This is a genomic window from Paraburkholderia sp. CHISQ3, from assembly GCF_030464945.1.
Lineage (GTDB): Bacteria > Pseudomonadota > Gammaproteobacteria > Burkholderiales > Burkholderiaceae > Paraburkholderia > Paraburkholderia megapolitana.
In genome coordinates this window covers 556,606-581,207 of the sequence record NZ_JALPRG010000004.1, presented here as the reverse complement: position 1 = coordinate 581,207, position 24,602 = coordinate 556,606, and the positions used below count along the sequence as shown (strand labels likewise).

At 63.0% G+C, this 24,602-nt stretch carries 26 protein-coding genes and 1 riboswitch; of the genes, 15 read left to right on the top strand and 11 right to left on the bottom strand.

Annotated elements, in window-relative coordinates:
- Positions 1-119: 119 nt before the first annotated feature.
- The 5 genes from M0D65_RS12510 to M0D65_RS12490 form a co-directional block, all read right to left on the bottom strand.
- Positions 120-1,241 carry a hypothetical protein gene (locus tag M0D65_RS12510; RefSeq protein WP_266252902.1) on the bottom strand — a complete coding sequence of 374 codons (1,122 nt, stop codon included), beginning with the start codon at positions 1,239-1,241 and terminating at the stop codon, positions 120-122.
- Between the two features lie 4 nt (positions 1,242-1,245).
- Complete coding sequence (locus tag M0D65_RS12505; RefSeq protein WP_266252901.1) at positions 1,246-2,580, bottom strand: MFS transporter; 1,335 nt, start codon at positions 2,578-2,580, stop codon at positions 1,246-1,248.
- 90 nt (positions 2,581-2,670) lie between these two features.
- On the bottom strand, positions 2,671-3,840 hold the full coding sequence (locus M0D65_RS12500) for a DUF5624 domain-containing protein (RefSeq protein WP_266252900.1): 1,170 nt from the start codon (positions 3,838-3,840) through the stop codon (positions 2,671-2,673).
- 52 nt (positions 3,841-3,892) lie between these two features.
- On the bottom strand, positions 3,893-4,771 hold the full coding sequence (locus M0D65_RS12495; RefSeq protein WP_266252899.1) for an amidohydrolase family protein: 879 nt from the start codon (positions 4,769-4,771) through the stop codon (positions 3,893-3,895).
- Positions 4,772-4,836: 65 nt separating this feature from the next.
- Positions 4,837-5,619, bottom strand: coding sequence for an HpcH/HpaI aldolase/citrate lyase family protein (locus M0D65_RS12490; protein ID WP_091014475.1), 783 nt, complete (start codon positions 5,617-5,619; stop codon positions 4,837-4,839).
- 104 nt (positions 5,620-5,723) lie between these two features.
- Between M0D65_RS12490 and M0D65_RS12485 the strand changes: the two genes are divergently transcribed.
- The 4 genes from M0D65_RS12485 to M0D65_RS12470 all read left to right on the top strand — a co-directional run bounded on the left by M0D65_RS12485 (position 5,724) and on the right by M0D65_RS12470 (position 9,510).
- Positions 5,724-6,617, top strand: coding sequence for a LysR family transcriptional regulator (locus tag M0D65_RS12485; protein WP_266252897.1), 894 nt, complete (start codon positions 5,724-5,726; stop codon positions 6,615-6,617).
- 332 nt (positions 6,618-6,949) lie between these two features.
- Positions 6,950-7,363 carry a FecR domain-containing protein gene (locus M0D65_RS12480; protein ID WP_266252896.1) on the top strand — a complete coding sequence of 138 codons (414 nt, stop codon included), beginning with the start codon at positions 6,950-6,952 and terminating at the stop codon, positions 7,361-7,363.
- Positions 7,360-7,974 carry an OmpA family protein gene (locus M0D65_RS12475; RefSeq protein WP_266252895.1) on the top strand — a complete coding sequence of 205 codons (615 nt, stop codon included), beginning with the start codon at positions 7,360-7,362 and terminating at the stop codon, positions 7,972-7,974. The genes M0D65_RS12480 and M0D65_RS12475 overlap by 4 nt, the downstream gene beginning before the upstream one ends.
- Positions 7,975-8,028: 54 nt before the next feature.
- On the top strand, positions 8,029-9,510 hold the full coding sequence (locus M0D65_RS12470; protein ID WP_266252894.1) for a CHASE2 domain-containing protein: 1,482 nt from the start codon (positions 8,029-8,031) through the stop codon (positions 9,508-9,510).
- A 21-nt stretch (positions 9,511-9,531) separates the two neighbouring features.
- Here the strand turns inward: M0D65_RS12470 and M0D65_RS12465 are convergent, their stop codons facing one another.
- Positions 9,532-10,014 (bottom strand): MerR family transcriptional regulator, encoded by a 483-nt coding sequence (locus tag M0D65_RS12465; RefSeq protein WP_266252893.1) that lies wholly within the window; start codon positions 10,012-10,014, stop codon positions 9,532-9,534.
- 68 nt (positions 10,015-10,082) lie between these two features.
- On the opposite strand from M0D65_RS12465, the gene M0D65_RS12460 reads away from it, so the two are divergent.
- Positions 10,083-11,318 (top strand): NADH:flavin oxidoreductase/NADH oxidase family protein, encoded by a 1,236-nt coding sequence (locus M0D65_RS12460; protein ID WP_266252892.1) that lies wholly within the window; start codon positions 10,083-10,085, stop codon positions 11,316-11,318.
- Between the two features lie 23 nt (positions 11,319-11,341).
- On the opposite strand, the gene M0D65_RS12455 is transcribed toward M0D65_RS12460, so the two are convergent.
- Together M0D65_RS12455 and M0D65_RS12450 are read right to left on the bottom strand one after the other, a co-directional pair.
- Positions 11,342-12,676, bottom strand: a complete 1,335-nt coding sequence (locus tag M0D65_RS12455) for an APC family permease (protein WP_266252890.1) — start codon at positions 12,674-12,676, stop codon at positions 11,342-11,344.
- 205 nt (positions 12,677-12,881) lie between these two features.
- Positions 12,882-13,724: a carbon-nitrogen hydrolase family protein gene (locus M0D65_RS12450; RefSeq protein ID WP_266252889.1), complete on the bottom strand. Its 843-nt coding sequence runs from the start codon at positions 13,722-13,724 to the stop codon at positions 12,882-12,884.
- A gap of 127 nt (positions 13,725-13,851) precedes the next feature.
- Between M0D65_RS12450 and M0D65_RS12445 the strand changes: the two genes are divergently transcribed.
- Entirely contained in the window at positions 13,852-14,688 is an 837-nt protein-coding gene (locus tag M0D65_RS12445; RefSeq protein WP_266252888.1) for a response regulator transcription factor, read from the top strand.
- A gap of 20 nt (positions 14,689-14,708) precedes the next feature.
- Here the strand turns inward: M0D65_RS12445 and M0D65_RS12440 are convergent, their stop codons facing one another.
- Both M0D65_RS12440 and M0D65_RS12435 read right to left on the bottom strand, forming a co-directional pair.
- The gene (locus M0D65_RS12440; protein ID WP_266252887.1) at positions 14,709-16,622 is read right to left on the bottom strand and encodes an SMP-30/gluconolactonase/LRE family protein; all 1,914 of its coding nucleotides are present in this window, start codon (positions 16,620-16,622) and stop codon (positions 14,709-14,711) included.
- A 270-nt stretch (positions 16,623-16,892) separates the two neighbouring features.
- Positions 16,893-17,453: a histidine phosphatase family protein gene (locus M0D65_RS12435; protein WP_266252886.1), complete on the bottom strand. Its 561-nt coding sequence runs from the start codon at positions 17,451-17,453 to the stop codon at positions 16,893-16,895.
- A 14-nt stretch (positions 17,454-17,467) separates the two neighbouring features.
- Positions 17,468-17,611: riboswitch (cobalamin riboswitch) on the top strand.
- A 47-nt stretch (positions 17,612-17,658) separates the two neighbouring features.
- Between M0D65_RS12435 and M0D65_RS12430 the strand changes: the two genes are divergently transcribed.
- Together M0D65_RS12430 and M0D65_RS12425 are read left to right on the top strand one after the other, a co-directional pair.
- Entirely contained in the window at positions 17,659-17,868 is a 210-nt protein-coding gene (locus M0D65_RS12430; protein ID WP_091014446.1) for a CbtB-domain containing protein, read from the top strand.
- A gap of 12 nt (positions 17,869-17,880) precedes the next feature.
- Positions 17,881-18,615, top strand: a complete 735-nt coding sequence (locus M0D65_RS12425) for a CbtA family protein (RefSeq protein ID WP_266252885.1) — start codon at positions 17,881-17,883, stop codon at positions 18,613-18,615.
- Positions 18,616-18,678: 63 nt separating this feature from the next.
- Here the strand turns inward: M0D65_RS12425 and M0D65_RS12420 are convergent, their stop codons facing one another.
- Entirely contained in the window at positions 18,679-19,554 is an 876-nt protein-coding gene (locus M0D65_RS12420; RefSeq protein ID WP_091014786.1) for a LysR substrate-binding domain-containing protein, read from the bottom strand.
- Between the two features lie 96 nt (positions 19,555-19,650).
- On the opposite strand from M0D65_RS12420, the gene M0D65_RS12415 reads away from it, so the two are divergent.
- The 7 genes from M0D65_RS12415 (at position 19,651) to M0D65_RS12385 (ending at position 24,602) form a co-directional block, all read left to right on the top strand.
- Positions 19,651-20,262: a LysE family translocator gene (locus tag M0D65_RS12415; protein WP_266252884.1), complete on the top strand. Its 612-nt coding sequence runs from the start codon at positions 19,651-19,653 to the stop codon at positions 20,260-20,262.
- A gap of 2 nt (positions 20,263-20,264) precedes the next feature.
- Positions 20,265-20,648, top strand: coding sequence for a cupin domain-containing protein (locus M0D65_RS12410; RefSeq protein WP_266252883.1), 384 nt, complete (start codon positions 20,265-20,267; stop codon positions 20,646-20,648).
- 94 nt (positions 20,649-20,742) lie between these two features.
- Positions 20,743-21,369: a LysE family translocator gene (locus M0D65_RS12405; RefSeq protein WP_091014436.1), complete on the top strand. Its 627-nt coding sequence runs from the start codon at positions 20,743-20,745 to the stop codon at positions 21,367-21,369.
- Between the two features lie 47 nt (positions 21,370-21,416).
- A complete protein-coding gene (locus M0D65_RS12400; RefSeq protein WP_266252882.1) occupies positions 21,417-22,031 on the top strand; it encodes a glutathione S-transferase family protein in 615 nt (204 codons plus the stop codon).
- A gap of 185 nt (positions 22,032-22,216) precedes the next feature.
- Complete coding sequence (locus M0D65_RS12395; RefSeq protein WP_266252881.1) at positions 22,217-22,405, top strand: hypothetical protein; 189 nt, start codon at positions 22,217-22,219, stop codon at positions 22,403-22,405.
- A 108-nt stretch (positions 22,406-22,513) separates the two neighbouring features.
- Positions 22,514-23,914: an FAD-containing oxidoreductase gene (locus tag M0D65_RS12390; RefSeq protein ID WP_266252880.1), complete on the top strand. Its 1,401-nt coding sequence runs from the start codon at positions 22,514-22,516 to the stop codon at positions 23,912-23,914.
- A 112-nt stretch (positions 23,915-24,026) separates the two neighbouring features.
- Complete coding sequence (locus M0D65_RS12385; RefSeq protein WP_091014427.1) at positions 24,027-24,602, top strand: TMEM175 family protein; 576 nt, start codon at positions 24,027-24,029, stop codon at positions 24,600-24,602.

Here is a 24,602-nt window from a genome sequence, read left to right as displayed (position 1 = left end):
TCGTCTCCATTGGTTTAGCTTTTTTCGGGCAAAGCAACGCCCTGTCCCTTCGGCGAGGGACTTTGGGAGGGCGTCGAGAAACTGCGTGAAACGGGCGCGCTAAAGCACGCGCCTTTGGGTCAACCGTCGAACCGGTACAGCACGGTATCCGCGCGGAAACGTACGTCCGCGCTCAGGCTGTTGCTGACAAGCAGATAACGCTGAGCGTCGGCGACGAAGGTCGCGGCATCGGTGCCGCCCGTGGTCGGAAACGTGTCCGCGAGATCGAAGCCGTTGCCGTTCCAGCGATAGATCTGCGACGTCAGCGACGTCTGTGGATCATGCGGCGTGCCGGTGATGAAACACACACGCACGAGATAGCGGCCATGCACGCCGTCGATCAGTTTCAGCTCGCGCCCACCGGCTTCGCCGAGCGTCTGCACCGGCTCGAACTGCGTGCCGTCGAACCGGTACAGACGGGTCGTGCCGCTCAGATTCGCGTAGACCATCCACAGCGTGCCCGCGTCCTCGAAGAAGCAGAACGCGCGACCTCCGGTTTGATCGAAGCGTTGCAGCGGCTCGAAGCGCTCGCCCGCCCAGCGATAGATCAGCGAACCGTCGACGTGGTCCGCATACGCAAGCAGATGCTGCGCACCGATGCTAGCGAAGGCCCAGTTGTACCCCCAGCGTCCATCGAACTTCTGGAATGGCACGAAGCGTTCGCCATCCCACTCGAACAGATACGATTCGCGCGGATGGCGGGGCTCGATACCGTCGAGCGTCACACCCTGCGCCAGCGCGAGGAAGTGCCGCTCGCCGAGTGTGAAGAAGCGCCACTGCTTCGCCGCGAAAACGGCAAAGCGCTGAAACGACTGCCACTGCGTGCCATCGTATTCGTACAGCACGGCTTCGGTGTCGAGCGAATACGGACCGCGGCCGGAACGCACGCCACAGGTCGCAAGAAAACGGCGGGCACCGAGCGTGAAGAATTCGATATCTTCGCCGCCGGGCAACGGCAGCGTTGCGGCTTCGACAAAGCGTCCGGCTTCCCAGCGATAGAGCAACGCGTCGGTGTCGCTGTCGCCGCCGTTCATCGCGGCTGGCTGGCCGGGAATGTCGAGCGCGAGCTGCGGTATCGCGAGGTGCAGTGTGCCGTCTATCGTGAAGGTTTCGACGGCCCGCGCACCGCTCGTCGCGAGCGTTTGTACGGGAGTGAGCAGGCCGCCCATCGTCACTGCGGGCGATACCGTTGCCGTTGTCATTGACTCAAGACTTTCCATTGCCTGACTCTGCGTGGGTGATGGTGAACGGAGAGGTTGGTGCGCGCGCATCGACGTCCTCGCGTGGCCGCCATGCGGCGACGAGTGCGATGCCGAGCGAGCCGCACACGGCGAGCAGCGCGGCGATGACGAAGATCTGTTCGAGCGGCAGTTTCTGTGCGAGCAGGATGCCGCCCACCAGCGGCCCGATGATCGATCCCATTCGCCCGATCGCCATCGTCCAGCCGATGCCTGCCGCGCGGACGGGCGTCGGAAACAGCCGGCTCGCGATCGCGGGAATCGTCAGTTGGCCGCCGACGAGGCATGCGCCAGTGATGAACAACATGCCGAACGCCGCGTTGCCCGTGCCGATCACGCGGCCGAGCGCGAACACCAGCACTGCGCCGCACGCGAACGAAATGGCCACCGGCACGAACGGTCCGATGCGTCCGACGACCGCTGAAATCAGCAGTGCACCGACGATCGCACCGAGGTTCAGGATGACTGCACCAAGTGCTGCGCGATCGGGTGCGATGCCGTTGAGATTGAGAATGGTCGGCATGAAGCTGACGAGAAAGCCCGACAGGATCATGCTCGATAGCACGCCGAACCAGAGCGCGAGTGTCGATGCGAGTCGGCCGCCCGCGAGCAGGTCGCCGACGAACGAACCGAATGCTCGACCGGCGAGACTACGGTGCGTGGATGGCGCGACGACCTCGGTGCGTGCGGCGCTCGTCGACGGAATTACCAGCAACACCGGCACGATTGCGACGAGCGCGCAAATGCCACCCATCAGAAACACGAAGGGCCAGCCGAAACGCATCATCAATGCAGCGGTGATCGCACCGCCCACTACAGCGCCAAGCGGAAAGCCGATAAACATCAGGATGACCAGCGACGAGCGGCGCTGTGTCGTACTGCTCTCGGCAGTGATGGCCGCCACCGCCGGAATCGCGCCGCCCATCCCGAGCCCGCCGAGAAAACGCAGCGTCGCAAGCGACGTCGCCGAACCGGCGAACGCACACGCCAGCGTAAACACACCGGTGACAGCGAGCGCCAGCAGCAGCATCGGGCGACGTCCGAAACGATCGGCGAGCGGACCGGCAATCAACGAACCTAGCACGGTACCGACAAAGCCCGCACCGAACACCCGGCCGAGCGCCGCGTGATCGATGTGCAGTGAATGCGCGAGCAGCGGGGCGACGAACGACAGCATCAACGTGTCGAATCCGTCGATCATCGATACCGCGAAGCAGACCAGCGTGATCCGCACGACGGTTGCGGTCGGCAGGACCGGTGCTGTGCTGCGCGGGTTCAGCGATGCTGCGTCGAAATGAGTCATGGTGATGCGTCTCCGTGGCGGGCTTTCTATGTCGGCCGGCTGCGTTGCCCTGCGCGCCGGTATGTGCGGGATCGTGTGCGATCGCGTGCGTCAGTGCGGCGCAATCTCCGGATAGCGAACGTGCGTGAAGCCGGGAATCGTCACGTCGGCGGGCCGGTTGCCGTTGTCGTGCAACTGGTCGATGATCAGGTCCGCGACGCAGTTCGACAACAGCTGTGACGGGTCTTCCATGATGCGGCGCAGACGCGCGCTTATCGCGTGGCGGTCGTCGGGGGCGGCGAAGGGCGGCATGCCTTCGGCGGCGCTCGGCTCGAACCGGTAGCCCTCGTTGTCGGGGAACAGTTCGCGCGCCACGTCGATGCTCGCGCGCGTGTTCTGCCATAGCGTGCGATACGTCTGTTCGAGCGCGGCGAGGCCGGCCGCGTCCGGCAACTCGGCCACCGAAAACGACGGCGCGTGCGGCGCGATGAACAGCCGCTCGGGCGGCAGCGCGCGGCCCGATGCGCGCCAGATCAGATGACACATGTTGTTCGACGCCCACGTGGCGCCCGCGGTCGGCCGCCCGGAACGACCGCTGACTAGCACCATCGTGCGGCTCCAGTCGAGTGATTGAGCGCGCAACCAGTTGCCGATCCGGTAGACGATGTCGACGAACGCGAGCCCGAAGGTCGCGAACATCACGTCGTTCATCGGCACCGGCAGAGCGTGTTCGTCGAGCGGCGCGAAGTAGCGGTCGCGCAGTGCGTCGAAGGTCAGCAGGTCGGGTTCGTGTTGCGCGCGCTCCAGCATTTCCAGCGATACGGCGCACGTGTAGTCGACCAGCGCGGTGAGCTTGGTTTCCTGTCCTGCGAGGCTGTGCACCGCGATGTCATCGCGCCAGAGCGCGACCGAATTCGCCTCGCGCACACGCGCCGCATGCACGGCGAGTTGCGTGGCGGCTTGACGCCAACTGCTGTCGGCGGCGTCGCGCGTGGCGGGCTCAGCGAGTTCGCGCATGCGTGCGAGATAGGCGAGCGCGAGCGGCAGATGCGATACCGCGGTCAGCTCGATAAAACCGCGCGTCGACTTGCGAAAACTCTCGATTAGCGGCGCGCGACCCGCGCCAGGAAACAGCGCGATGTCCGAACCGGTCGATACGATCAGCGGTGCGTCGGCGTCCCGCTCGTTCATCTGCTGCGTGAGCTGGTTGCCGATGCTGGCCGGGTCCGACGTGAATGCACGGAACAGGCCCGCAAACGCCGCATTCGGTTGATAAGTCATCGCTGTTTGCCCGGTCCCTGGAGTAAGTGGAGAGGTGTTGCCCAGTAATCGTTCAGTAGTCGAAGAGCCGCGCCGGATTGTCGGCGAGGATCATCTTGTGTACGGCCGGATCGGTGGTCCATGCGCCGAGCAGGTTCAGCAACTCGCCGCTGTCGCGCGTCGAATCGGGAATGTGCGGCCAGTCGGAACCCCAGATGACCTTGTGCGGTGCAGCCTCGATAATGCCGCGCGCCATCGGCGCTACCGCATCGTAACCGCGGTGCTTCGCAATGCGATAGGGCGCGCTCAGTTTTAGCCAGCAACTGCCGGTTTTCAGCAACGCGAGCAGGCGTTCGAAGTCGGCGGGCGTGAGGCCGTCTTCTTCGAGCATGTAGCCCATGTGATCGATGACGAAGTCGGTTTCGACATCGCCGAGAAACGGAATCAGGTTGCGCACGACCCATCCCGGCGCATAGAACTGCAGATGCCAGCCGAGGCCCGCGCAGCGCTGCGCCATCCGCGAGATGTAGTGCTGGATTTCCGCGGTGGGTTGATCGGAGCGCGCGAACAGATCGAGACGCACGGCGCGCACGCCGGCTTCGTGAAAGCGGGCCAGCGTGGCATCGTCGGTGTCTTCTTCGATCATCACGACACCGCGTGCGCCTGGGCCGGCAACCTGCAGCGTGTCGAGCAGACAGCGGTTGTCGGTGCCGTAGAAGCTCGGTTGCACGATCACGAAGCGCTCGAGCGCGAGTACGTCCATCAGCTTCAGGTAATGCGCGAGCGCGCCGTCGGGCAACGTGTAATGCGGATGCGCAACGCATGGATACTGGTCGAGCGGTCCGAAGACGTGCATGTGCGCATCGCAGGCGTGAGCGGGCATTGCGAAGGCGGGGCGCGACAGCGTAGCGGGGTCGCGCATCGGTGTGGAGATCAACGGGGTTTCTGCCATGACGGGTCGATAAATAGGTAGATCGATTGGTTCGATTGAAGAACGATGTCGTCGTGTGTGCTGCATCAGGAAAGCGCGGCGCGGCTGCTGTCGATGCGTTGCCGCAACGCGCCGAGAAACAGATCGGTGTCGATGCCGGCGAAGATGTAGCGCACCGCGCCTTCGCGGCGCAGTGTGGTGAGCGCTTCGCCATCGGGCATGCCGCCGACCAGCGCGACCTTGCCGTGCCGATGCGCGGCGGCGATCACGCGACGGCACGCGTCGACCACCTCGGGATGCGTCGATTCGCCGGCATGACCGAGATCGGCGCTGAGGTCGTTGCAGCCCACGCCGATCACGTCGACGCCGGGGACTGCAGCGATCGCATCGGCGGCGTCGACACCGGCGCGGCTTTCGATCAGCACCTGGACCGCGGTGGCATCGTTCAGGCGCTGGTTCAGTTCGCGAGCGTGCAGTTTTTCGAAGTGGACGTAGGGAAGGGTTGCGAGTTGCGAGCGCTGGCCGAACGGCGGGAAACGCGTCGCGGTGACTGCATCCAGTGCCTGAGTTGCCGTTTCGACGCGCGGCACGATGATGCCGAGCGCGCCGCCGTCGAGCACGCGATTGATCGTGCCGTAATCGCGTTCCGGCACGCGTACCCACGGCGACAGACCGATGTCGAGCGCGCATCCGCACATCTGCGCGACGGTGTCGACGGGCAGCGTGCTGTGTTCCATGTCGATCCAGACCGTGTGATAGCCCGCGACCTTGGCCCAGCGAATCACGTCGGTCGTGCGCGAGGCACGAATGCCGAGTGCATAGACCGGTTCGCCCGCGCGCAGCCGTTCGGTCAGTTCGATGCCGTTCATCGTGTCTCCATCGTGTTTCGTGTTATCGGTGCGAACCAGTATCGCCCTGAAAACAGATTTGATTTATTCTCTAAAACTAGTTTATTGATTTGGAGAAAAAATCAATGAATCTCCGGCATCTCGAGTATTTCGCGGTTCTCGCCGAAGAACTGCACTTCAGGCGCAGCGCGGAACGGCTCGGTATCACCCAGGCGCCGCTGAGTCTCGCGATCCAGTCGCTGGAGACCGAACTCGGCGCGCGGCTGTTTCATCGCACGCGTCGTACGGTTTCGCTGACCGAAGCGGGGCTCTCGTTGTTCGACGATGTGCGCGGCGTGCTCGCGCGCCTCGAGATGGCGAAAGAAAATGTCTGGCAGACGGTGAGCGGGCAGGTGGGCCGCTTGCGGGTGGGGTTTACGAATGCGTCGTCGCTGTCGCCGTTTTTTCCGCGGCTGATTCACGCGTACCGGACGAGTCGCCCTGGCGTGCAGATCGTGCTGCGCGAGCTGTCATCGCTACAGCAGATCGAAGCGCTCGATACGCGTGAGCTCGATGTCGGGTTGTTGCGATTGCCGCCGGAAACGCCGGCTCCTGCGCAGGATCTCGTGCTTGCGCCGCTGCTCGAAGAACCGTTGCTGCTCGCGGTGCATGCGGGTCATCGGCTCGCTAAGAAGCGCACGGTGTGTATCGCCGATCTGCGCGGCGAGCCGTTTATTGCGTACCCGCGCCAGGCCGGTGTCGCGCTGTTTTCGCAGACGCTCGCGCTGTGCGAGAAGCGCGGCTTCACGCCCGATATCGTGCAGGAGGCGCAGCAGGCGTCGACATTGATTGGTTTGACGGCAACGGGGCTCGGTGTGGCGCTCGTGCCGGCGTCGCTACGCGCGATCTCGGTGCCCGGTGTTGTGTTTCGCGAACTGAGCGATAGCGATACGACCGCTACGCTGTATATCGCGCATCGGCGGGGGGATGCGAATTCGCGGGCGGTGCAGTTTGCGGAACTGGCACAAACAGTGCAGTAGGCCGGTATCGGTCTGCGGCCATTGATAGAACCGGCGACGGTAAAAAAGCGCCAGGTCTGCCGAAATGCTTGTGCTGGCGTTCTATTCAGTCAAATACTATTCTGTTACAGGTTTCGGGTTGCCGCCGGCGCTTATGCACCGGCTTTCGACAACGTCATTCAACACAACCTCGCCTTAGGCACTCTGAGAAGAGCCCTCTCGCGACGCACGCTTCAAGGGCCGGGCTGCAACGCGGCACGGCGGAACTGACGAGTAACTCATCACTACGGTGGTCGCCCATGCATAGCCAAGCCATCAAATGTGTCTTGCTTCTCGTGTGCGGGTGCCCGCTTGTGGCGAACACTTACGCCGCCGAATCGATCGGCACGGTCAAGACCGTCAAAGGGGCGGTACATATCGAGCGCACCGGGCAGAACATGGATGCTGCGATTGGCAGCGATGTGTTCGGCAGCGACCGCGTCGTGACGGGTCCCGCTTCCTCCGTCGGCATCACGTTGCGCGACAACACGCTGCTATCCGAAGGCTCCAACTCCGTACTCGAACTCAACAAGTTCGCCTTCAACACCACCACCTACCAGGGGACGCTCGACGCCACCATCCGGCGCGGGTCGCTCGCCGTCGTGGATGGCGAGCTCGCAAAGGCGAATCCGGAATCGGTGCGCTACAGCACGCCGACCACCACGCTCGGCGTGCGCGGCACCGAATTCATTATCGAAGTCGGCGGCGAAAGCGGGAGCGGGCGTTGAAAGTATCCATCCGGAGCGACCGGTTGAGACCGGCGGCGTTAATCGTCACAACCTGCCTTTGCGCGTGCAGCTCGACGCCGGACAAGATCACCTTGTTGCCGGATCCGGGCGGGAGCGTCGGCGCCGTCGTCGTCAAGAGCGTTAACACAACGCAGGTGATCGACACCGCCTATGCGCAGGCCAGTGTTGCGAGGAACGGCGCGATCGAAGTGACCGAGGGGAACCCGTCCGACGTGCAGGGGCGCTATGGCGATCTGCTGGCCGCACGCCCCCCGCGTCCCATGACGTTCACCATCAATTTTCTGTTCGACTCCGCTACCCAGATGGCTCCGGATTCGGCGGCCACTGTCACGAAGCTGAAGACTGCGCTGGCAACGTGGCCCGCTCCCCATCTCACGGTGGTCGGTCATACCGATTCACCAGGTTCCGTCGAATTCAACGACAGGCTCTCGATACGCCGCGCCCAGACTGTCGCCGCATTCCTCACCAAGGCCGGCATACCCGCGCAGCAAATCGAAACCGCCGGACGCGGCAAGCGCGAGCCGATCGTGCACACGGCAGACGGCGTGCCGAGCCAGATGAACCGCCGTGTTGTGATCACGATTCAGTGAGCCGGACCATGGCGCACCGCCTCGCGTGATCGTCGCCTCTTTTCCGCCGTCGACATGAAGCGCTATCTCAACACCGGGCTCATCTTCATTAGAAGCATGCTCAGAGCGCGTAAAGGGCGGCCCTGGGCGCTCGTCGTGCTGTTCACCCTGGTCCTGCTCGATCTATGCGGCGAGTGGCCGACCAATGTGTCGCGTCCGGCCTTTCTCAATACGTTCAACGGCGTGCTTCCGGACGCCTTCGGTTCGGCGCGGCAACTGCTGTTCGACCACTATCAGCGCCGTTTTCCGCGCGTGCCGACGACGCAGCCGGTAATCGTTGTCGAAATCGACGACAAGACGCTGGAAGCTGTCGGTCAATGGCCGTGGCCGCGCAACCGGCTGGCTACCCTCGTCGACGCGATTGCCGCACAGAAACCGCTGGCGATCGGTCTCGACATCTACATGCCGGAACTCGATCAAACCTCACCGGCCACGGTGGCCGACAATCTGCCGCCCTCGGCGGCGGACATCGCGACCCAGTTGCGGACACTACCGAGTCACGAGCGCATTCTTGCCACGTCGTTGCGCGCGGCGCCGTCCATACTCGGCGCGGCTGCTTTCGATCACGCCACATCCACGACCAGTACGGACCTGCTGAGCACGCCGATCCTCGTGCATGGCCCGGACCCGCTGGGCAAGATGCAGCACTTTCAGTACGTGCTGGCGAGCCTTTCAGAGCTGCAGGGCGCGGCGCACGGCCAGGCGATGCTGAACGTGGCCCAGGAACAGGGCACAGTGCGGCGGATTCCGCTCATCATGGGCCTCGGTGACAAGATGGTTCCCGGCCTGCCGATCGAGATGCTGCGGGTCGCTATCGGCGCTCCCGCCGTGGACGTGTACGCGGACGAGTCAGGCGTGCAGGCGGTGGGTGCCGGGGACCTGCGGGTTCCCACGCAGCCCGACGGCGACATCTGGCTATATTTCGCATCGATCCAGGCGACGCAGCAACGCTATGTGTCGGCAAGCGACGTCCTGCAAGGCAGGGTCAGTGCGACGCGCTTTCGCAACAAGCTGGTGCTGGTCGGGCTGACAGGCACTGGCCTGACCGACACGCGCACCACAGCGCTGGGCGAACTGGTGCCCGGCATCGAAATCCAGGCACAGGGTATCGAAACGATCTACGAAGGCCGGCTCCTGCGCAGGCCAATCTGGCTTCAATGGGCGGAAATCGGCTTTATCGTCGCGTTTGGCCTGCTGTTCGTCTGGTACGTGCCGCACTCCGACTCGCGGATCGCGGTATTCATCAACACGGTGCCGAAGGCGTCTGCGCTTCTCGGCCTGTCGCTCAACCTGCTGATCCTTTCCGTCTGCATGGTGTTGTTCAAGTATTTCAACCTGCTGGCCGATGCGACGTCGGCCTTCATCATCCTTTTCGCGGTTATCGGCAGCTTTTTCTCCACCTCGGTGCTGGCTCAGGAGCCGCGAAACCAGCCCGATGACGCGCAGGCCCATACGTCTCAGGATGACGTCCGCACGGGCAGCAACGCGGCGGAGTAGTGCGACGTCCTGCGAATAGATTTACTGTCGATGGACCAACGGTTGCAAAGGCCGCTGCGCTGGTTGCTTGCGCTGCTTCGATGGCTTCTTGCCCTGCAGACTAGCCGGCCCTCCCGCCACATCATCCGCAAGCTGGCCCGCATCGACGCACTTGCCCGCTTCCCAGGTATCAGTCAGCGTTTTGCGCAGTTTGCGCAATTCGTCGCGCTGCGCACGCAACGTAGCCATCAACTCCCCGATCTCCCCGAGCCGCATGTCGACCCCGTGCAGCAGATCCTCTTTCGACAGATCCTGCTGATTGGCAAACGCACAACGCAGCCGCTCAAGCGAAAAACCGAGACTCTGCGCGATCTGGATCAACCGCAGGCGCTCGAGCGCCGTATCCCCGTAGTCGCGATAGCCATTGGCGCCGCGCTCCGGCTCCGGCAGCAGCCCGCTTTGCTCGTAATAGCGAATCGCGGACGCTGCCAGCCCCGTTTTTGCCGCCAGTTCACCGATTTTCATGGCACTTGACCTTCAAGTTGACTTGAATCTTAGTATAGCGGCATCTCATCTTTTGTTTGTGTGCTGACATGACTACATCTTTGTTCACGCCGCTCCGTTTACCGAACGGGGCCACCTTACCCAACCGCATCGCCAAGGCCGCGATGGAGGAAAACATGGCCGCTGTCGGGCAGCTTCCCGGCTCGGCGCTGTACCGGCTGTACGGCGCATGGGCCGACGGCGGCTCCGGGTTGATCATTACGGGCAACGTGATGATCGATGGGCGCGCGCTGACCGGCCCCGGCGGCATCGTGCTCGAAGCGAACACGCCGCTCGCGCCGTTCGAGGAATGGGCGCGCGTCGCGCGCCGCAAAGGCGGCCATGTGTGGATGCAGATCAATCATCCGGGCCGTCAGGTCAATGCCGATATGGGTGGAACCGCATGGGCGCCGTCGGCTGTCGCGCTCGATCTCGGCAAGTACAGCAAGCGCTTTGCGCAACCGCAGGCGATGAACGAAGCGCAGATCCAGGAGATCATCGAGCGCTTCACGGCGACATCTGTGGCGGCCGAACGGGCGGGATTCACCGGCGTCGAAATTCACGCGGCCCACGGCTATCTGATCTCGCAGTTTCTGTCGCCGCTCACCAACCAGCGCACCGATGCGTGGGGCGGCAGTCTCGCCAATCGCGCGCGTCTGTTGCTGGAAGTCGTGCGGGCGGTGCGCGAGCGCGTGTCGCCGACATTCTGCGTGAGCGTGAAACTGAATTCCGCCGATTTCCAGCGCGGCGGTTTTTCCGAGGACGACGCGAAGCAGGTCATCCTGTGGCTGAACGAAATGCAGGTCGATCTCGTCGAGTTGTCCGGTGGCAGCTATGAAAGCCCCGCGATGCAGGGACGCACCGCAGACGGCCGCACGCTCGCGCGCGAAGCGTACTTCCTCACGTTCGCGAAGGAACTGGCGGCCGTGGCCAAGATGCCGGTGATGACGACCGGCGGCATCCGTCGGCGCGCAGTTGCCGAAGACGTGATCGCGAACGGCGTCGCCGTCGCGGGTATGGCGACCGCGCTGGCACTGGCGCCCGATCTGCCGGCACGCTGGCAGGCCGGCGGCGATCACACCACGGTGAATCAGCAGGTCGGCTGGAAAGATAAGGTGTTGGCGGCGCTGGCCAGCATGGCGCTCGTCAAGCGCCGCCTACGGGCGCTCGGGGCGGGGCGGCTGTCACCGCAATCGTACTCGGCGGCATTTACCCTGGTGGTCGACCAGATGCGCACGCGTCGGCTCACGCGTCGCTATCGACGCTGGAGCCAGGCGCGCGCGTAAGTTCGCGTCTCAGACGATGTCCGTCAGATCACCACTTCCGGTGGCGGCTGACGGAACAGACGCGTGATCCAGCACAGGTACACGAGACCGAGCGCAAACCAGATCGCGCCAAGCACGAGCGCGGTCTTCTCGAGGCTGACGAGCAGCCACAGATCGGCAATCGCACCGATGAGCGGAAACACAAATCCGCCGATCACACCCATGCGTCGATCGCCATGATTGCCCGACAGGTAGATGCGGATCACACACACGTTGACGGCGGTGAACGCGAGGAACGCGCCGAAGTTGATGAACGACGTGGACGTCGCGACGTCGAGCTTCAACGCAATCAGACCGACGATGCCCGCAATCGCGATGTTGATCGCCGGTGTCTTGAAGCGCGGATGGATGAAGCCGAAGATGCGCTTCGGCAGGATTTCGTCGCGGCCCATCGCATACAGCAGACGCCCGACGCTCGCCTGCGCGGAAATACCCGAAGCGAACTGCGCGAGAATCAGCCCTGCAAGAAAGACGCTCACGAACAGATCGCCACCGATCGTCTTCGCGACTTCGAACGCCGCAGAGTCGGTGTCCTTGAAGTCGACGCCCGGATGCGCGAGCTGCATCGTGTACGACGCGACCACGAAAATCGCGCCGCCGATCAATGCGATCAGCAGAATCGCACGCGGCATGTTCTTCTTCGGATCGATGGTTTCTTCGGTCAGCGTCGAGACCGCGTCGAAGCCGAGATACGAATACGCCGCGATGGCCGCGCCCGCCATCGTCGACGAGAGCGGCACGTGCGCCTTGAAGAACGGCTCGGCCATGGCGATGCCGCCAGGTCCCGCCGCTGCGGCGGCGTAGTGCCAGCACAGCGCGACAAACAGCGCGACGATCGCGAGCTGCACGACCATCAGCACGATGTTGAAACGCGCGGCCAGTTCAATGCCGACAATATTCAACGCACTGGTCAGCACGATGAACGCGACGATCCAGATCCACGAGGGCACAGTCGGAAACGCGGCGTTCAGATACGCGGCGCCGATCAGCCAGATCACCATCGGCAGGAAGAAATAATCGAGCAACGTCGCCCAGCCGATCATGAAGCCCAGATGCGCATTGAAGGTCTTGCGTGTGTAGGTGTACGCGGAACCCGCCACCGGATAGAGCCGCGCGAGCTTGCCGTAGCTAAGCGCGGTGAACGCGATCGCGATCAGTGCGAGCAGATAGGCGAGGGCGGCGGTGTCGTCGCTGGCCTTGGCAAGCACGCCGTAGGTGCCGTACACGATCAGCGGCGCCATATAGGCGAGGCCGAACAGCAGCACGGACGGCAGCCCGAGCGTGCGTTTCAGATGCGGTTGAGCTTCCGTGTCTTGCATGATGTCTCCGAGGCCCTGTGCAGGCTTGAACGACCGCGTCCGGAGCGTGAGCTTTGCGCGGGCATGGTATGGCGTTGGCTGAAATGGGCCGCCTGAAACAGCGCGGTCCGCAAAACGCGTAAAAGAACAACTGAAACGCGGTAGGGCAACGACTGAAAAGCGATGACTAAAAGCGCTTGAGAAATTCGCTTGAGAACTTCGCCGCTCAGTCGTGACGACGACGTGCTTCGATCACCAGCGAGCGCGAGCCGTCTTCATGATCGACGTGCGTAAGACCGAGCGGCACGCGCGCATCGTGCAGATAGCGGTAATGCTCGCGGCTCGTTTCGAGCCGTGTGAGATCGATGCGCGCGCGCAGCACGGTCTCTTCGGCACCGGCTTCGGCGGCCACGTCCCCTGACGGCTCGAAGAGCGTCGATTCGCCGGGGAAGGTCAGGTTGTCGTCGCCCGCGCCGCAGCGGTTCACCATTACGGCGAACATCTGGTTCTCCATGGCGCGCGCGGTCATCGCGCGGCGATGCACCGGGCCGAACTGGTCCATATTGCCGTTGGTGACGATCAGCAGATCGGCGTCGAGCGCGGCGAGTGCGCGCACGCCTTCCGGAAACTCGATGTCGTAGCAGATCTGCAGGCCGACCGTGAGGCCGTTCCACTGGCAGACTTCGAAGCGGTCGCCAGGCGTGAAGACGCCGACATCGGACGCCCACAGGTGCACCTTGCGGTAGCGCAGCAGGATCGCGCCGGTCTTGTCGATCAGCACGGTCGTGTTGTAGAAGCGGCTGCCGTCGCGTTCGGCGAAACCTACGGCGGCGGCGACACCGGCCTCGCGTGCGGCATTGCGCACGGCGCTGAGCGCGGGACCGTCGACCGCCTGGGCGACGTCGCCGACATTCTCGCGGGTCGGAAAACCCGACAGCGAGGTTTCGGGGAAGACGATCAGTTGCGTACCGCCTGCCACGTCGGCGCGGCCGATGGTTTCGATTACCTTACGGGTATTGTGTTCGACGTTGCTGTCGACGAGCGCGAGTTGCGCGAGTTCCACCTGCATCGTGTGTCTCCTTCCAGATACCTTGCAGTCGCCCGGGCAGCGCTGCCGCATGATTCCGTCCGGCGCATTATCAGTGTGTTATTTTTGTCCGGAAATTACCCACGTGGGTTACCTCACCGGAGCAGATATGGAGTTCGAATGGCGCGATCTCGCGTTTCATCGGGAGATTGGCTCAGCCATCGACGCTCTCGACAGCCCGCACTTCTGGGCCCGTCTCACGCGCGTGCTGGAGCGGCACATCAAGTTCGACAGCTGGGTGGCGTTGCGCTTCACGCGCGCGGCTCCGCCGTTTGTGTGCGCCGAGCAGGCGTTGCCGGACGGCAAGCCCGACCTGATGTTTCAGGACTATCTCGTGGCGCTCTATCAACTCGATCCGTTCTATCTCGCCGCGCTCGAAACGCGCGCGTCGGGCTTCTTCACGCTCGCTGACGTGGCGCCCGACAACTTCCGCATGACCGAGTACTACCAGCGGTATTTTTGCAAGAATGTCGTCGGCGACGAAGTGCATTTCAATGTCGTGATCGACGCCGATCACACGATGGCGTTTTCGCTCGGCAGCAGGCGGCGTTATCACGAACGCGAGATTGCATTGCTTACGTTGTTCGCGCCGTGGGTGCTTGCGCTCATGCAGCAGCGGCTGCGCTATGAGAATTTTGGTCCGACCGGCGAGACTGTGCTTGTGAGTGAAGCCGGCGCCACCGATGCCACCGATCTACCCGCGCGCATCGGCGCATTGTCCGGCAGGAACGGCCGCGGTGTGCTGACCGCGCGCGAGATCGAAGTGGCGATGCTGTCGTTGAGCGGGTTTTCAACGCGCGCGATTGCGGAGAAACTCGCGATCTCGTTCGAGACCGTGCGCGCGCACAAGAAACACATCTACGCGAAGCTCGGCATCGGCTCGCAGTCGGAACTGTTCGCGATGTTCTACGAGCCGGGACATCGCGAGAGCGATATCCCGGCGTAGCGGTGTCGCCACCTACAGCGTTACGGCGTCCAGCGATGCACGATGATGCTTGAGTCGTTGTAGTTGTCTTTGGTGATCACGTACTGCCCGGTCGACTGCAGATACGCTCTGAGCCCATACATCGAATCGACGTCGTTACCGACACTCACGGTGCTCGGGCTCGCATTGATCAACGTCGTGTCGAGGTTGCCGGTGGTGAGATTGAACACATCGATGTTAGGCACGGTGTGCACGTATCCGGCGAACAGATAGTTGCCGGCCGCCGTAATCGACTTCGGGTTGGCGACGGTGAGCACAGGGTTAGGCTTGGTCATGTTGCCCGCGGCCCAGCCGTGATACACCTCGATCCGCGTGCCGATCGACGTCCAGTCGATGCTGCCGATAATGCCTTGCGCGAGGATCATCGTGTCGCTCTCCGCGAGGTAGATGATGCGCGTCATCGGTCTGACGCTAAGCGGAATGTAGAGCGCGATGCCCGGTCCCCACGACGGCTTGCCGCTGGCATCGAAGCCAATCAATGGATAGTGATAGATGTGGTTCGTCCTGTCGAGACCGGCCCAGATGTCACCCTTGCTATCGATAGAAAATCCACCCGTGATCGGTGCCGTCGTATTGAACGCCGTACCCGGAATCGACGCATCCGGTATCGCGACATAGCCGTTCGCAGCGTTGAAGTGGAACAGATAGAAGATCGCCGGGTTCTGTCCTGACGCGACCAGAATGCGGTTGCCGCCTACCGAGACGATCTGCCCGAAATGTTCGTCGCGCTGCGTGTCGTTGATGTTGAGGCGCGGATCGGACGGATAGGTGATCGGATCGACCGTGTTCGCAACGAAGGTTCCTCCGGCGGTACCCGTGTAGATGTTGGTGCCGCTATAGAAGTACGCCCCGTCCGTACCGGGATCAGGCGCGGCGACGCCCTCGAAGTTCAGCGATTGCAGTGTCCATTGCAGGACGCCTTTGTTGTAGGCGTGAATATCGGTGCCGCCGTCGCGGCCGAGATCCCAGCCTCCGCCCCATGGGTTGTTCAGCACATAGAAGTTGCCGGCGGAGTCCTTGCCGATACCGGTGACGCGCGTGAAGCGCTTGTCGCCGACCTGGCCTTTGATACCCGTCGTGTTGTCGAGATATCCGCCTTTGATCCCAAACGTACCGACCTGAAATGGAATGAGCCAGGTGTTATAGATCTTGATGTTCATGTCCGGCCCTTCGTCGCCGACAACGAGCAGTTGTTTCGCCGTGTCGAAAAACAGCGCCGAAGGTTTCGCACCAGTGGGCATCTGGATAGTGTTCATCGCCGTGCCGGTGGAACTGAATTCGGCGATCGTGCCCGCGCTCTTCTGGGCGACCCAGAGATTGCCGGAGCTGTCGATGGCAAGCGCGCCAGGCGACGTCACGTTGATGTCTTGCTGCCAGACACCGTCTGTGGTGTAGACGCGGACCCGATTGCCAGGAAGGTCGCTCGCATACAGCAGCGAGCCCGAGGTGGCGAGCCCGGTCACGACATCGGCATGGGTTTCGGTTGTGTCCGCACTGACGTTGATGAGCACATCGCGCGTTTGCGTGGTGCGGTTGTAGCGTCCCACTGCGCCGCTGCCGTACACGTTGTTGAATTGCAAGGCGGCGAAGATCGATGTGGCGTTGCCGGTAATGGCGCTGCCCTGGAACTCGTTGTGCAGGCCAAACGAGCCGATGCCCTTGCCGCTCTGATAGAGCGCGACGCCACCTTCGTTTTCATCCCAGAACGACGCGGTGTAGATGACGCCTTCGGGCGCGACCCACATCGAGCGCGCGGTACTGCCCACATGCGTGGCGTCGGTGCCGAAGGTGTTGGCGATCCAGTCGGTGGTGTACTGCTGCGCCTGACATACCGGCGCGATCGTAGCGATCAGCACGGCGGAAAGAAACGCGGAATAGATGCGATGCTTGATCATCGGTGAATCCTCTCAGCAGTATTGTTTTTCCCTGACCTCCCAATATAGTTCGCGAATCGCGAACATGGGTGATGTTGCGATGACAATTGCACGAGAATATCGACGCGCGTTGCATGCGACGATGTTTGCAAGCCTTACACGCGCGTTAGATTGCGTGAGTGCGATGAAGGACTGCGCACCATGTGCGTGCGCAACGGACATGCAAATGAAAGTCGAGCCTCATGCGGAGCGCATGCAGGAGATGAGCGACGCGCAGATCGATCCCACTATCTATGCAGCGGGCCACCAGACCCAGCCGCGTGTCGAACGTTGCAATTCGATGCGCGAGAGCGGGCCGACTTCGATTCGCGTGTAAGCAGCGAGCGGTGCACGTAGCGCATGCAGTAGCGCGGCGCGTATCACGACAGCATGCGTGACTGCGACGACGGCAGGTACTTCTGGAAGTTGTTCGAGCCACTGCGCGACCCGCGTCGACACCGCGGCGAACGATTCGCCATCGGGCGGCGCGGCATGGGGATCGGTGCTCCAGGCGGAGAGCATCGGCAGCTCGTCTGTTGCGATGTCCGCGACGCGCTGGCCATGCCAGCGGCCGTAACTCATGTCGGCAAGCGCAGGTGCGATGTCGGCGGTGAGATTCAACGCTGCGGCCGTTTCGCGAGCACATGGGGCAGGGCTGCTGAATACGAGCGCATCGCGAGGCACATCGAGTTGTGCGCGATACGCATGCGCGTCGTCACGACCGCGTGCATCGAGTGGATCGTCGGCGGGGAAGCGGCCGCTGCGCATCGCGGCGGTCGCTGCATGGCTTACTAGCCATAACCGTGTGTGCATTGCGCTGCTCTCCCATGAAGCGTGTGCCGCGAAGTTTAGCGCGTAGAATAACGCCGCTGAAGCAAGGAAGCCGGTGCAAGTCCGGTGCGGTCGCGCCACTGTAATCGGTTCAATGAAGAACCGGAAGCCAGACCCTCGCTTCACGTCATCTTTTTCTCACGACCACCACGACTATCGGGGCGCGTAACCCCAGGAGAAGTCCGTCATGACCGATGCTGTTTTCAAACCGGCTGTCCAGCCGGTGCCGATCCCTCTGCGTGAATTGCTGCCGTGGATTATCTTCGGCGGCCTGCTGCTGTTACTGGCGATCTATTTCGTCGGCGCCGAAGAAGGCGCGACGTCGTTGATCCCCGGCATGTACGTGCACGAGTTCGTGCACGACGGCCGCCATCTGCTCGGCTTTCCTTGCCACTAACCGGGAGTCGACATGGTCGGTAGATTGTTGATGCGCGGGATGCTCACGGGCATCGTCGCGGGATTGCTCACGTTCACTTTTGCGAAGATCGCCGGCGAACCGCAGGTCGATCAGGCGATCTCGTTCGAAGAGAAAGCCGATGCCGCGAAGGGCGAAGCGCCCGAGCCAGAAATTGTCAGCCGTCACACGCAGGCGGGGCTCGGTTTGTTGACCGGTGTGGTCGTGTATGGCGCGGCGGTGGGCGGCTTGTTCTCGCTCGTGTTCGCGTATGCATACGGCCGCTCGGGCCGGCTCGGTGCACGTGCGTTGTCGGCGTTGCTCGCGCTCGCAGCATTCGTCGCGATCGTGATCGTGCCGAATCTCAAGTATCCGGCCAATCCGCCATCGATCGGCGACCCCGAGACGATCGGCTATCGCACGGGCCTGTTCTTCCTGATGATCGCGATCTCGCTGGCGGCGACGGTGTTCTCGTTGAAGCTGCGGCGTCATGCGGCTGCACGATTTGGCGCGTGGAATGGAGCGATCGTCGCCGGTGCGGTGTTTATCGTCATCATCGCGGCCGTGCAACTCGGCCTGCCGTCGATCAACGAAGTGCCCGCCGCGTTCCCTGCTGCGCTGTTGTGGAAATTCCGCCTCGCGGCGCTTGGCATGCAGGCGATCATGTGGACGACGATCGGGTTGCTGTTCGGTGCGCTCGTCGAGCGTGCACAGCAGAGCTCGCGCAACGTGTTGCCGGCCGGGCTGTGAACGGTTGAAGTCGAGAAGTCGAGCGAGCGCGACACCGGCGAAATCCTGCTGCGCGTTGCTGCTTCACATCGGCGCGGGCCGATGTTGCCGCAGCAGTCCATCGCGAATGAACTGCGCGAGTTCGCGTCCGGCCGGGTTGGCGCCCTGCGCAGGAAATCGCAGGCTGATCGCGAACGGCGGAAGTTCGGGCAGTTGAGCATCCGCGCTGAGAATGTCGAGATCGGCGGGCACGGTCGACGTCAGCCACGCGGTCACAGCGAGCCCGCTGCGCACCGTCGCGGTGGTCGCTTCGATGTTGCCGCTCTCGAAGACCGTGCGCCACTCGATGCCACTGCTGCCCAGCGCACCGAGCACGGTCTGCCGGAATGCGCAGGTATCGCTCACCATCGAGACCGGCAGCGGTCGCTTCAGATGCGCGCTGCCGCCGCGCGCGCCGACCCACACCAGGCGTTCGACACGCAGACATTCGCCACTTGCTTCGGTTGCAGGTTCTTCGATCACTGCGACATCGAGCGAACCGCGCGCGAGTGCCTCCGCGAGCTCCGGCGATGAACCGCAGACAATCGCCATCTCCACGTTCGGCCATGCTTCGGTAAACGCCTTGAAGATCGGCGCGAAGCAGGCACCGACCAGATCGTAGGGCACACCCAGACGCACCTGGCCGAGTATCGGACGGGCCGCCATATCCGCCCAGATTTCATCGTTCATGCCGAGCAGGCGTTTCGCCTTGCCGAGAAAGCGTTCGCCGACCTGAGTCAGTTCGAGCTGGCGTCCGACGCGGTCGAACAGGTCGCAACCCAAAGCCTCCTCGAGGCGCTTGATCTGCTGGCTCACCGCGCCCTGAGTCAGGTGCAGGCGGTTGGCGGCAACGGTCATGCTGCTGTGGTCGGCAACCACAACGAAAGTGCGTACCAGTGCGAGGTCGAGATTTCGGTTCATCGTCGCATTATATTGTCTAATGTGAATCATCATAAACTTTCGATTTTCTAATGTGAACGAGATGACTACAGTGACGTTTTGCTCCGGAACGCTGCCATGTCCTTCGTCGCCACCTCGACCGGCTCGATCGCACCGTTGATCCTGTTTGCCGCCGTCGCCACCGTGACACCGGGTGGCGCGACGGCGCTTGCCACTGCGTCGGGCTCGCAGTTCGGCTTTCGCCGCTCGATTCCATTGATGGCGGGCATCGCGCTGGGGCTTGCGTCGCTGGCCGCCGCTGCCGCCGCCGGTCTCGCTGGCGTGCTGCTGGCCGCGCCCGTGCTGCAGACCGGCATGAAGGCGATCGGCAGCGCATATCTGCTGTGGCTGGCGTGGCGGGTCGCGCGCAGCGGGGCGCCCGATCTCGACCGCTCGACGGCGGCGCCCACCACCTTGCTCGGCGGGGCGTGTCTGCTCTGGCTCAATCCGAAGGGTTGGGCCATGGCGCTCGGCGCGGCGGCGTCGTTCGCGATGCTCGCGAACGGACCGCTGCATCTCGCGTTGCTGCTTGGCGGCGCGTTCGGGGTGTCGGCGGCGGTGTCGCTGTCGCTGTGGTGCGCAGCCGGCGTGCTGCTCGCGCGACTGGTGCGCACCCAGCGGCAATGGCGCATTGTCAATACGCTACTCGGCGTGTTGCTGGCGGTATCGATTGTTCCAATGTGGAGATAGCAATGGTTGCAACAGCGTTTGCGGAATCGTTCGACCTGATGTCCGCGTTCGACGCGGTGACCGAATACTGGTCGCCGAAAGTCGTGGCGCAGGTCAACGATCAGTACATGAAGATCGCGAAGGTGAAGGGCGAACTGGCGTGGCACAGCCATCGCGATGAGGACGAACTGTTCTACATAGTGCGTGGCCGGCTGCGGATGGAATACGAAGGCGGCCGCGTCGTCGAGCTTGGCGAGGGGGGCGTGCACGTCGTGCCAAAGGGCGTGCTGCACAATCCGGTCGCACACGACGAGTGCTGGATCGTGCTGATCGAGGCGGTGACGACGCGTCACACGGGCGACGTCGACACGCCGCTCACGCGAACGATTGAGCAGCAGCTCGGATAATTGGGTGGCCCCATCAGTTGTGTCTTGAATCGACGCCGCCGGAAATGCGACACTCGCGGTTCACACCGTTCGCATCGTACAAGGAGGCACTGTAATGTTTTCGCTTTCCACGCTAGGCACTTTCGTTGCTGTCGTGCTGGGGCTGATGCTGATCCCCGGGCCGGCCGTTCTGCTGGTCCTGACCCGCACCGTACAGGGCGGTCGTAAAACCGGCATCCTGACCGGGCTCGGCATCGCCACCGGCGATTTCATCCACACGCTGTGCGCGGCGGCCGGCCTGTCGGCGCTGCTGATGACGTCGTCGCTCGCGTTCAACGCCGTCAAGCTGATCGGTGCCGCGTATCTGGTTTATCTCGGCGTGCGCGCGCTGCTCGAGAAACCGTCCGATCCGACACTGCCGAAAATCCCCGCCGTGACACCGGCGCAAGCATTCTGGCAGGCGATTCCCGCCGAAGTGCTGAACCCCAAGACCGCACTGTTCTTTCTCGCTTTCCTGCCGCAGTTCGTGCATCCGGGGCAGGGTTCGTCGTTTGCGCAGTTCGCCGTGCTCGGCGGCGTGTTCGTCGTGTTGAGCGTGCTTTACACCACCGTGCTCGCGCTCACGATCCGTCCGCTCGGCCGGCTGGTCAAAAGGCTGACGTGGCTCGTCCGCTGGCAGGGCAAGATCATCGGCACGATCTTCCTTTCGCTGGGCTTGCGAGTGGCACTGCAGCAGCGTTGAAGTTTCGGGAACGCGCAGGTCCTTTTCCACGAACCTGGAGTGACAAGATGCAGTTGATCGGCATGCTGGATTCCCCCTATGTGCGTCGCGTCGCGATCTCGCTGGCCGTGCTCGGCCTGCCGTTCGAACATCGCAGTCTGTCGGTGTTTCGTCACTACGATGAGTTTGCGAAGATCAATCCGGTCGTGAAAGCGCCGACGCTGGTCGAGGACGACGGCACGGTGCTGATCGATTCGTCGCTGATCCTCGATCATCTCGACCGCAAGTTCGCGCCCGAGCGTCGCTTGATGCCTGAAGATCCGGCCGCGCGCCAACGCGCGCAGCAGGTGACGGGTTTTGCGCTCGCCGCCGCCGAGAAGACCGTGCAGAACGTCTACGAACGTAACCTGCGACCGGCGGAACGCCAGCACGAGCCGTGGGTGGAGCGCGTGCAGACACAGATGCACCACGCGTTTGCGCAGCTTGAAACGCTGGTGGCCGGCCATGATGGCTGGCTGTTCGGCGACCGTTTGATGCAGCCCGATATCACCACGGCGGTTGCATGGCGGTTCACGCAGTTCATCCTGCCCGGCACGGTCGATCCGGCGCAATATCCGGCGCTGGCGGCGTTCTCGGCACGTGCTGAAGCGCTGCCCGAGTTCATCGCGACACCGCTCGAATAGGCGACGGCCTGCCGCGGAGGCCCCGCCGGTAGGGCCTGCGCGGCCCGCCGCCGATTGTTCGCATCCGGCGACAAGTGACTTCGCATTCGGCCCATTTATCCGCGGGTCGCGCCTTCCTACAATGCTTCCATCGAAACGTCAATTGCGGCACGGCGCCGAAGCGGCACCGCCCGATGGGAGCAGTCATGAGAGACCTGATCGTACGTCAGCTGTATCACCCGGCACTGGTGCTGCCGATGGTCGCGCTCATGCAATTGATGGTGTCGCAGGATTTCAATCTCGCGCAGGTCGGCGTGATGGCGGTGACGCGCGGTGCGCAGGCGGCGTTGCATAGCGCGCGATCGCTGTTCTGCCACGGTCATTGCACGGCCTGACAGGCGGCTGCGGCACATCCCCCGACCAGCGAGGCCGAAGACACTAATTCAACCACCGTCGAGGCGTAAGATGGCACGCATCCCCACACCTGCTTCGGGAGTTCCGCCATGCCGCAACACTTCGACGCAATCGTGATTGGCACCGGGCAGGGCGGTCCGCCGCTTGCTGTGCGCCTTGGGGAAAGCGGTCGAAAAACCGCGGTGATCGAGCGAGCCGCGTTTGGTGGCACCTGCGTCAATGTCGGTTGCACACCAACCAAGAGCTACGTTGCGAGTGCGCGGGCGGCGCATGTCGCGTGTCACGCGGCCGAACTCGGCGTGCAGGTGGGCGGCTCCGTTTCGGTGAATCTTGCGCAAGTGAAAGTGCGCAAGGACAAGGTCGTCGCACAGTCGCGAGATGGCCTCGAACAATGGTTGCGAGGCGCGGAGAACGTGACGGTGTTCAACGGACACGCTCGCTTCACCGGTCCGCATACGGTTCAGATCGCCGATCGCGACGGCCAGATCGTCGAACAGCTCAGCGCCGACCAGATCTTCATCAATACTGGCACGCGCGCAGTCGTGCCGCCGGTCGACGGTATCGAACGCATTCGCCATTACACGAATTCCACGCTGCTCGAGTTGAGCGAGGTGCCGGAACATCTGGCGATCGTCGGCGGCAGCTATATCGCGCTTGAATTCGCCCAGGTGTTTCGCCGCTTCGGTAGCCGTGTCACCGTGCTTGTGCGCGAAGAGCGGATCTTGACTCGCGAGGACGAGGACTTTGCGCTGGCTGTGCAAACCGTGCTTGCGCGCGAGGGCATCGAATTTCGCTACGGCGTCGATCTGGCGAGCGTTGAGCCATTGCAGGCGGACGGCAGCGGTGTGCGCGTAAAGTTCGGCAAAGACGCCGCTTCGCTCGATGCCACACACGTGCTGTTCGCCACAGGCCGCAGGCCGAACACCGACGACCTCGGCCTCGATGTTGCAGGCGTCACCACCGACCGGCACGGCAGGATTCCCGTCGACGGACAACTACGCACGAACGTGCCGGGCGTGTGGGCGATCGGCGATATCAACGGACGCGGCGCATTTACGCATACGTCCTACGACGATTTCCAGATCGTCGCGGCGAATCTGCTCGATGGCGGTTCGCGTAGTGTCGACGATCGCATCATGGCTTACGCGTTGTACGTCGATCCGCCGCTCGCGCGCGTTGGCATGTCGGAAAGTGAAGTGCGCGCGAGCGGTCGGCCCGCGCTGATCGCGACGATGCCGATGTCGCGTGTCGGTCGCGCGCGTGAGCGCGGCGAAACCGACGGCTTCATGAAAGCGCTCGTCGATGCGCAGACGAAACGCATTCTCGGCGCGACGATTTTCGGCATCGAGGGCGACGAGGCGATTCATACGTTCATCGACATCATGACCGCCGGTGCACCGTACACGACGTTGCAGTACGCGATGCATATTCACCCGACGATCTGCGAACTGATACCGACGTTGCTCGATGGGTTGAAGCCGCTGGTTTGAGAGGCAGCCGCCATCGACAAGGCAACCGCGCATCGCCGATAATCGGCTGCGCGTTCGTGTCGCGTATGCGCCGCGCCGTACATCGTTATATCAACCGACAGGGATCCCGCAGATGGGCAAAGGACGACTCGAAGCCTTCAGCGATGGCGTGATCGCCATCATCATCACGATCATGGTGCTTGAACTGAAGGTGCCCCACGGCATTGATCTCGCCGCACTGCAGCCGTTGATTCCCGTGTTCCTCGCCTATGTCCTGAGCTTCATCTACGTGGGCATCTACTGGAACAATCATCACCACACTTTCCACGCGGTGCAGAAGGTGAGCGGCGGCGTGCTGTGGGCGAACCTGCATCTGCTGTTCTGGCTGTCGCTGTTTCCGGTCATCACGGACTGGATCGGCGAGAGTCACCTGGCCGCGTGGCCCACTGCGCTGTACGGATTCGTGCTGTTTATGGCCGCGGTCGCGTATTTCATCCTGATTCAGGCGTTGATACGCAGCGAGGGCCGCGACTCGACGCTCGCGAAGGCGATAGGGCGTGACATCAAGGGTAAGGTGTCGGCGGTGATCTATCTGGCGGGAGTGGTGCTCGCGTTCGTCGCGCCGTGGATTTCCGCCGTGCTTTATACGGCCGCTGCCGCGCTGTGGCTGATTCCGGACCGACGCATTGCGCGCGTGCTGGAGTCTTGA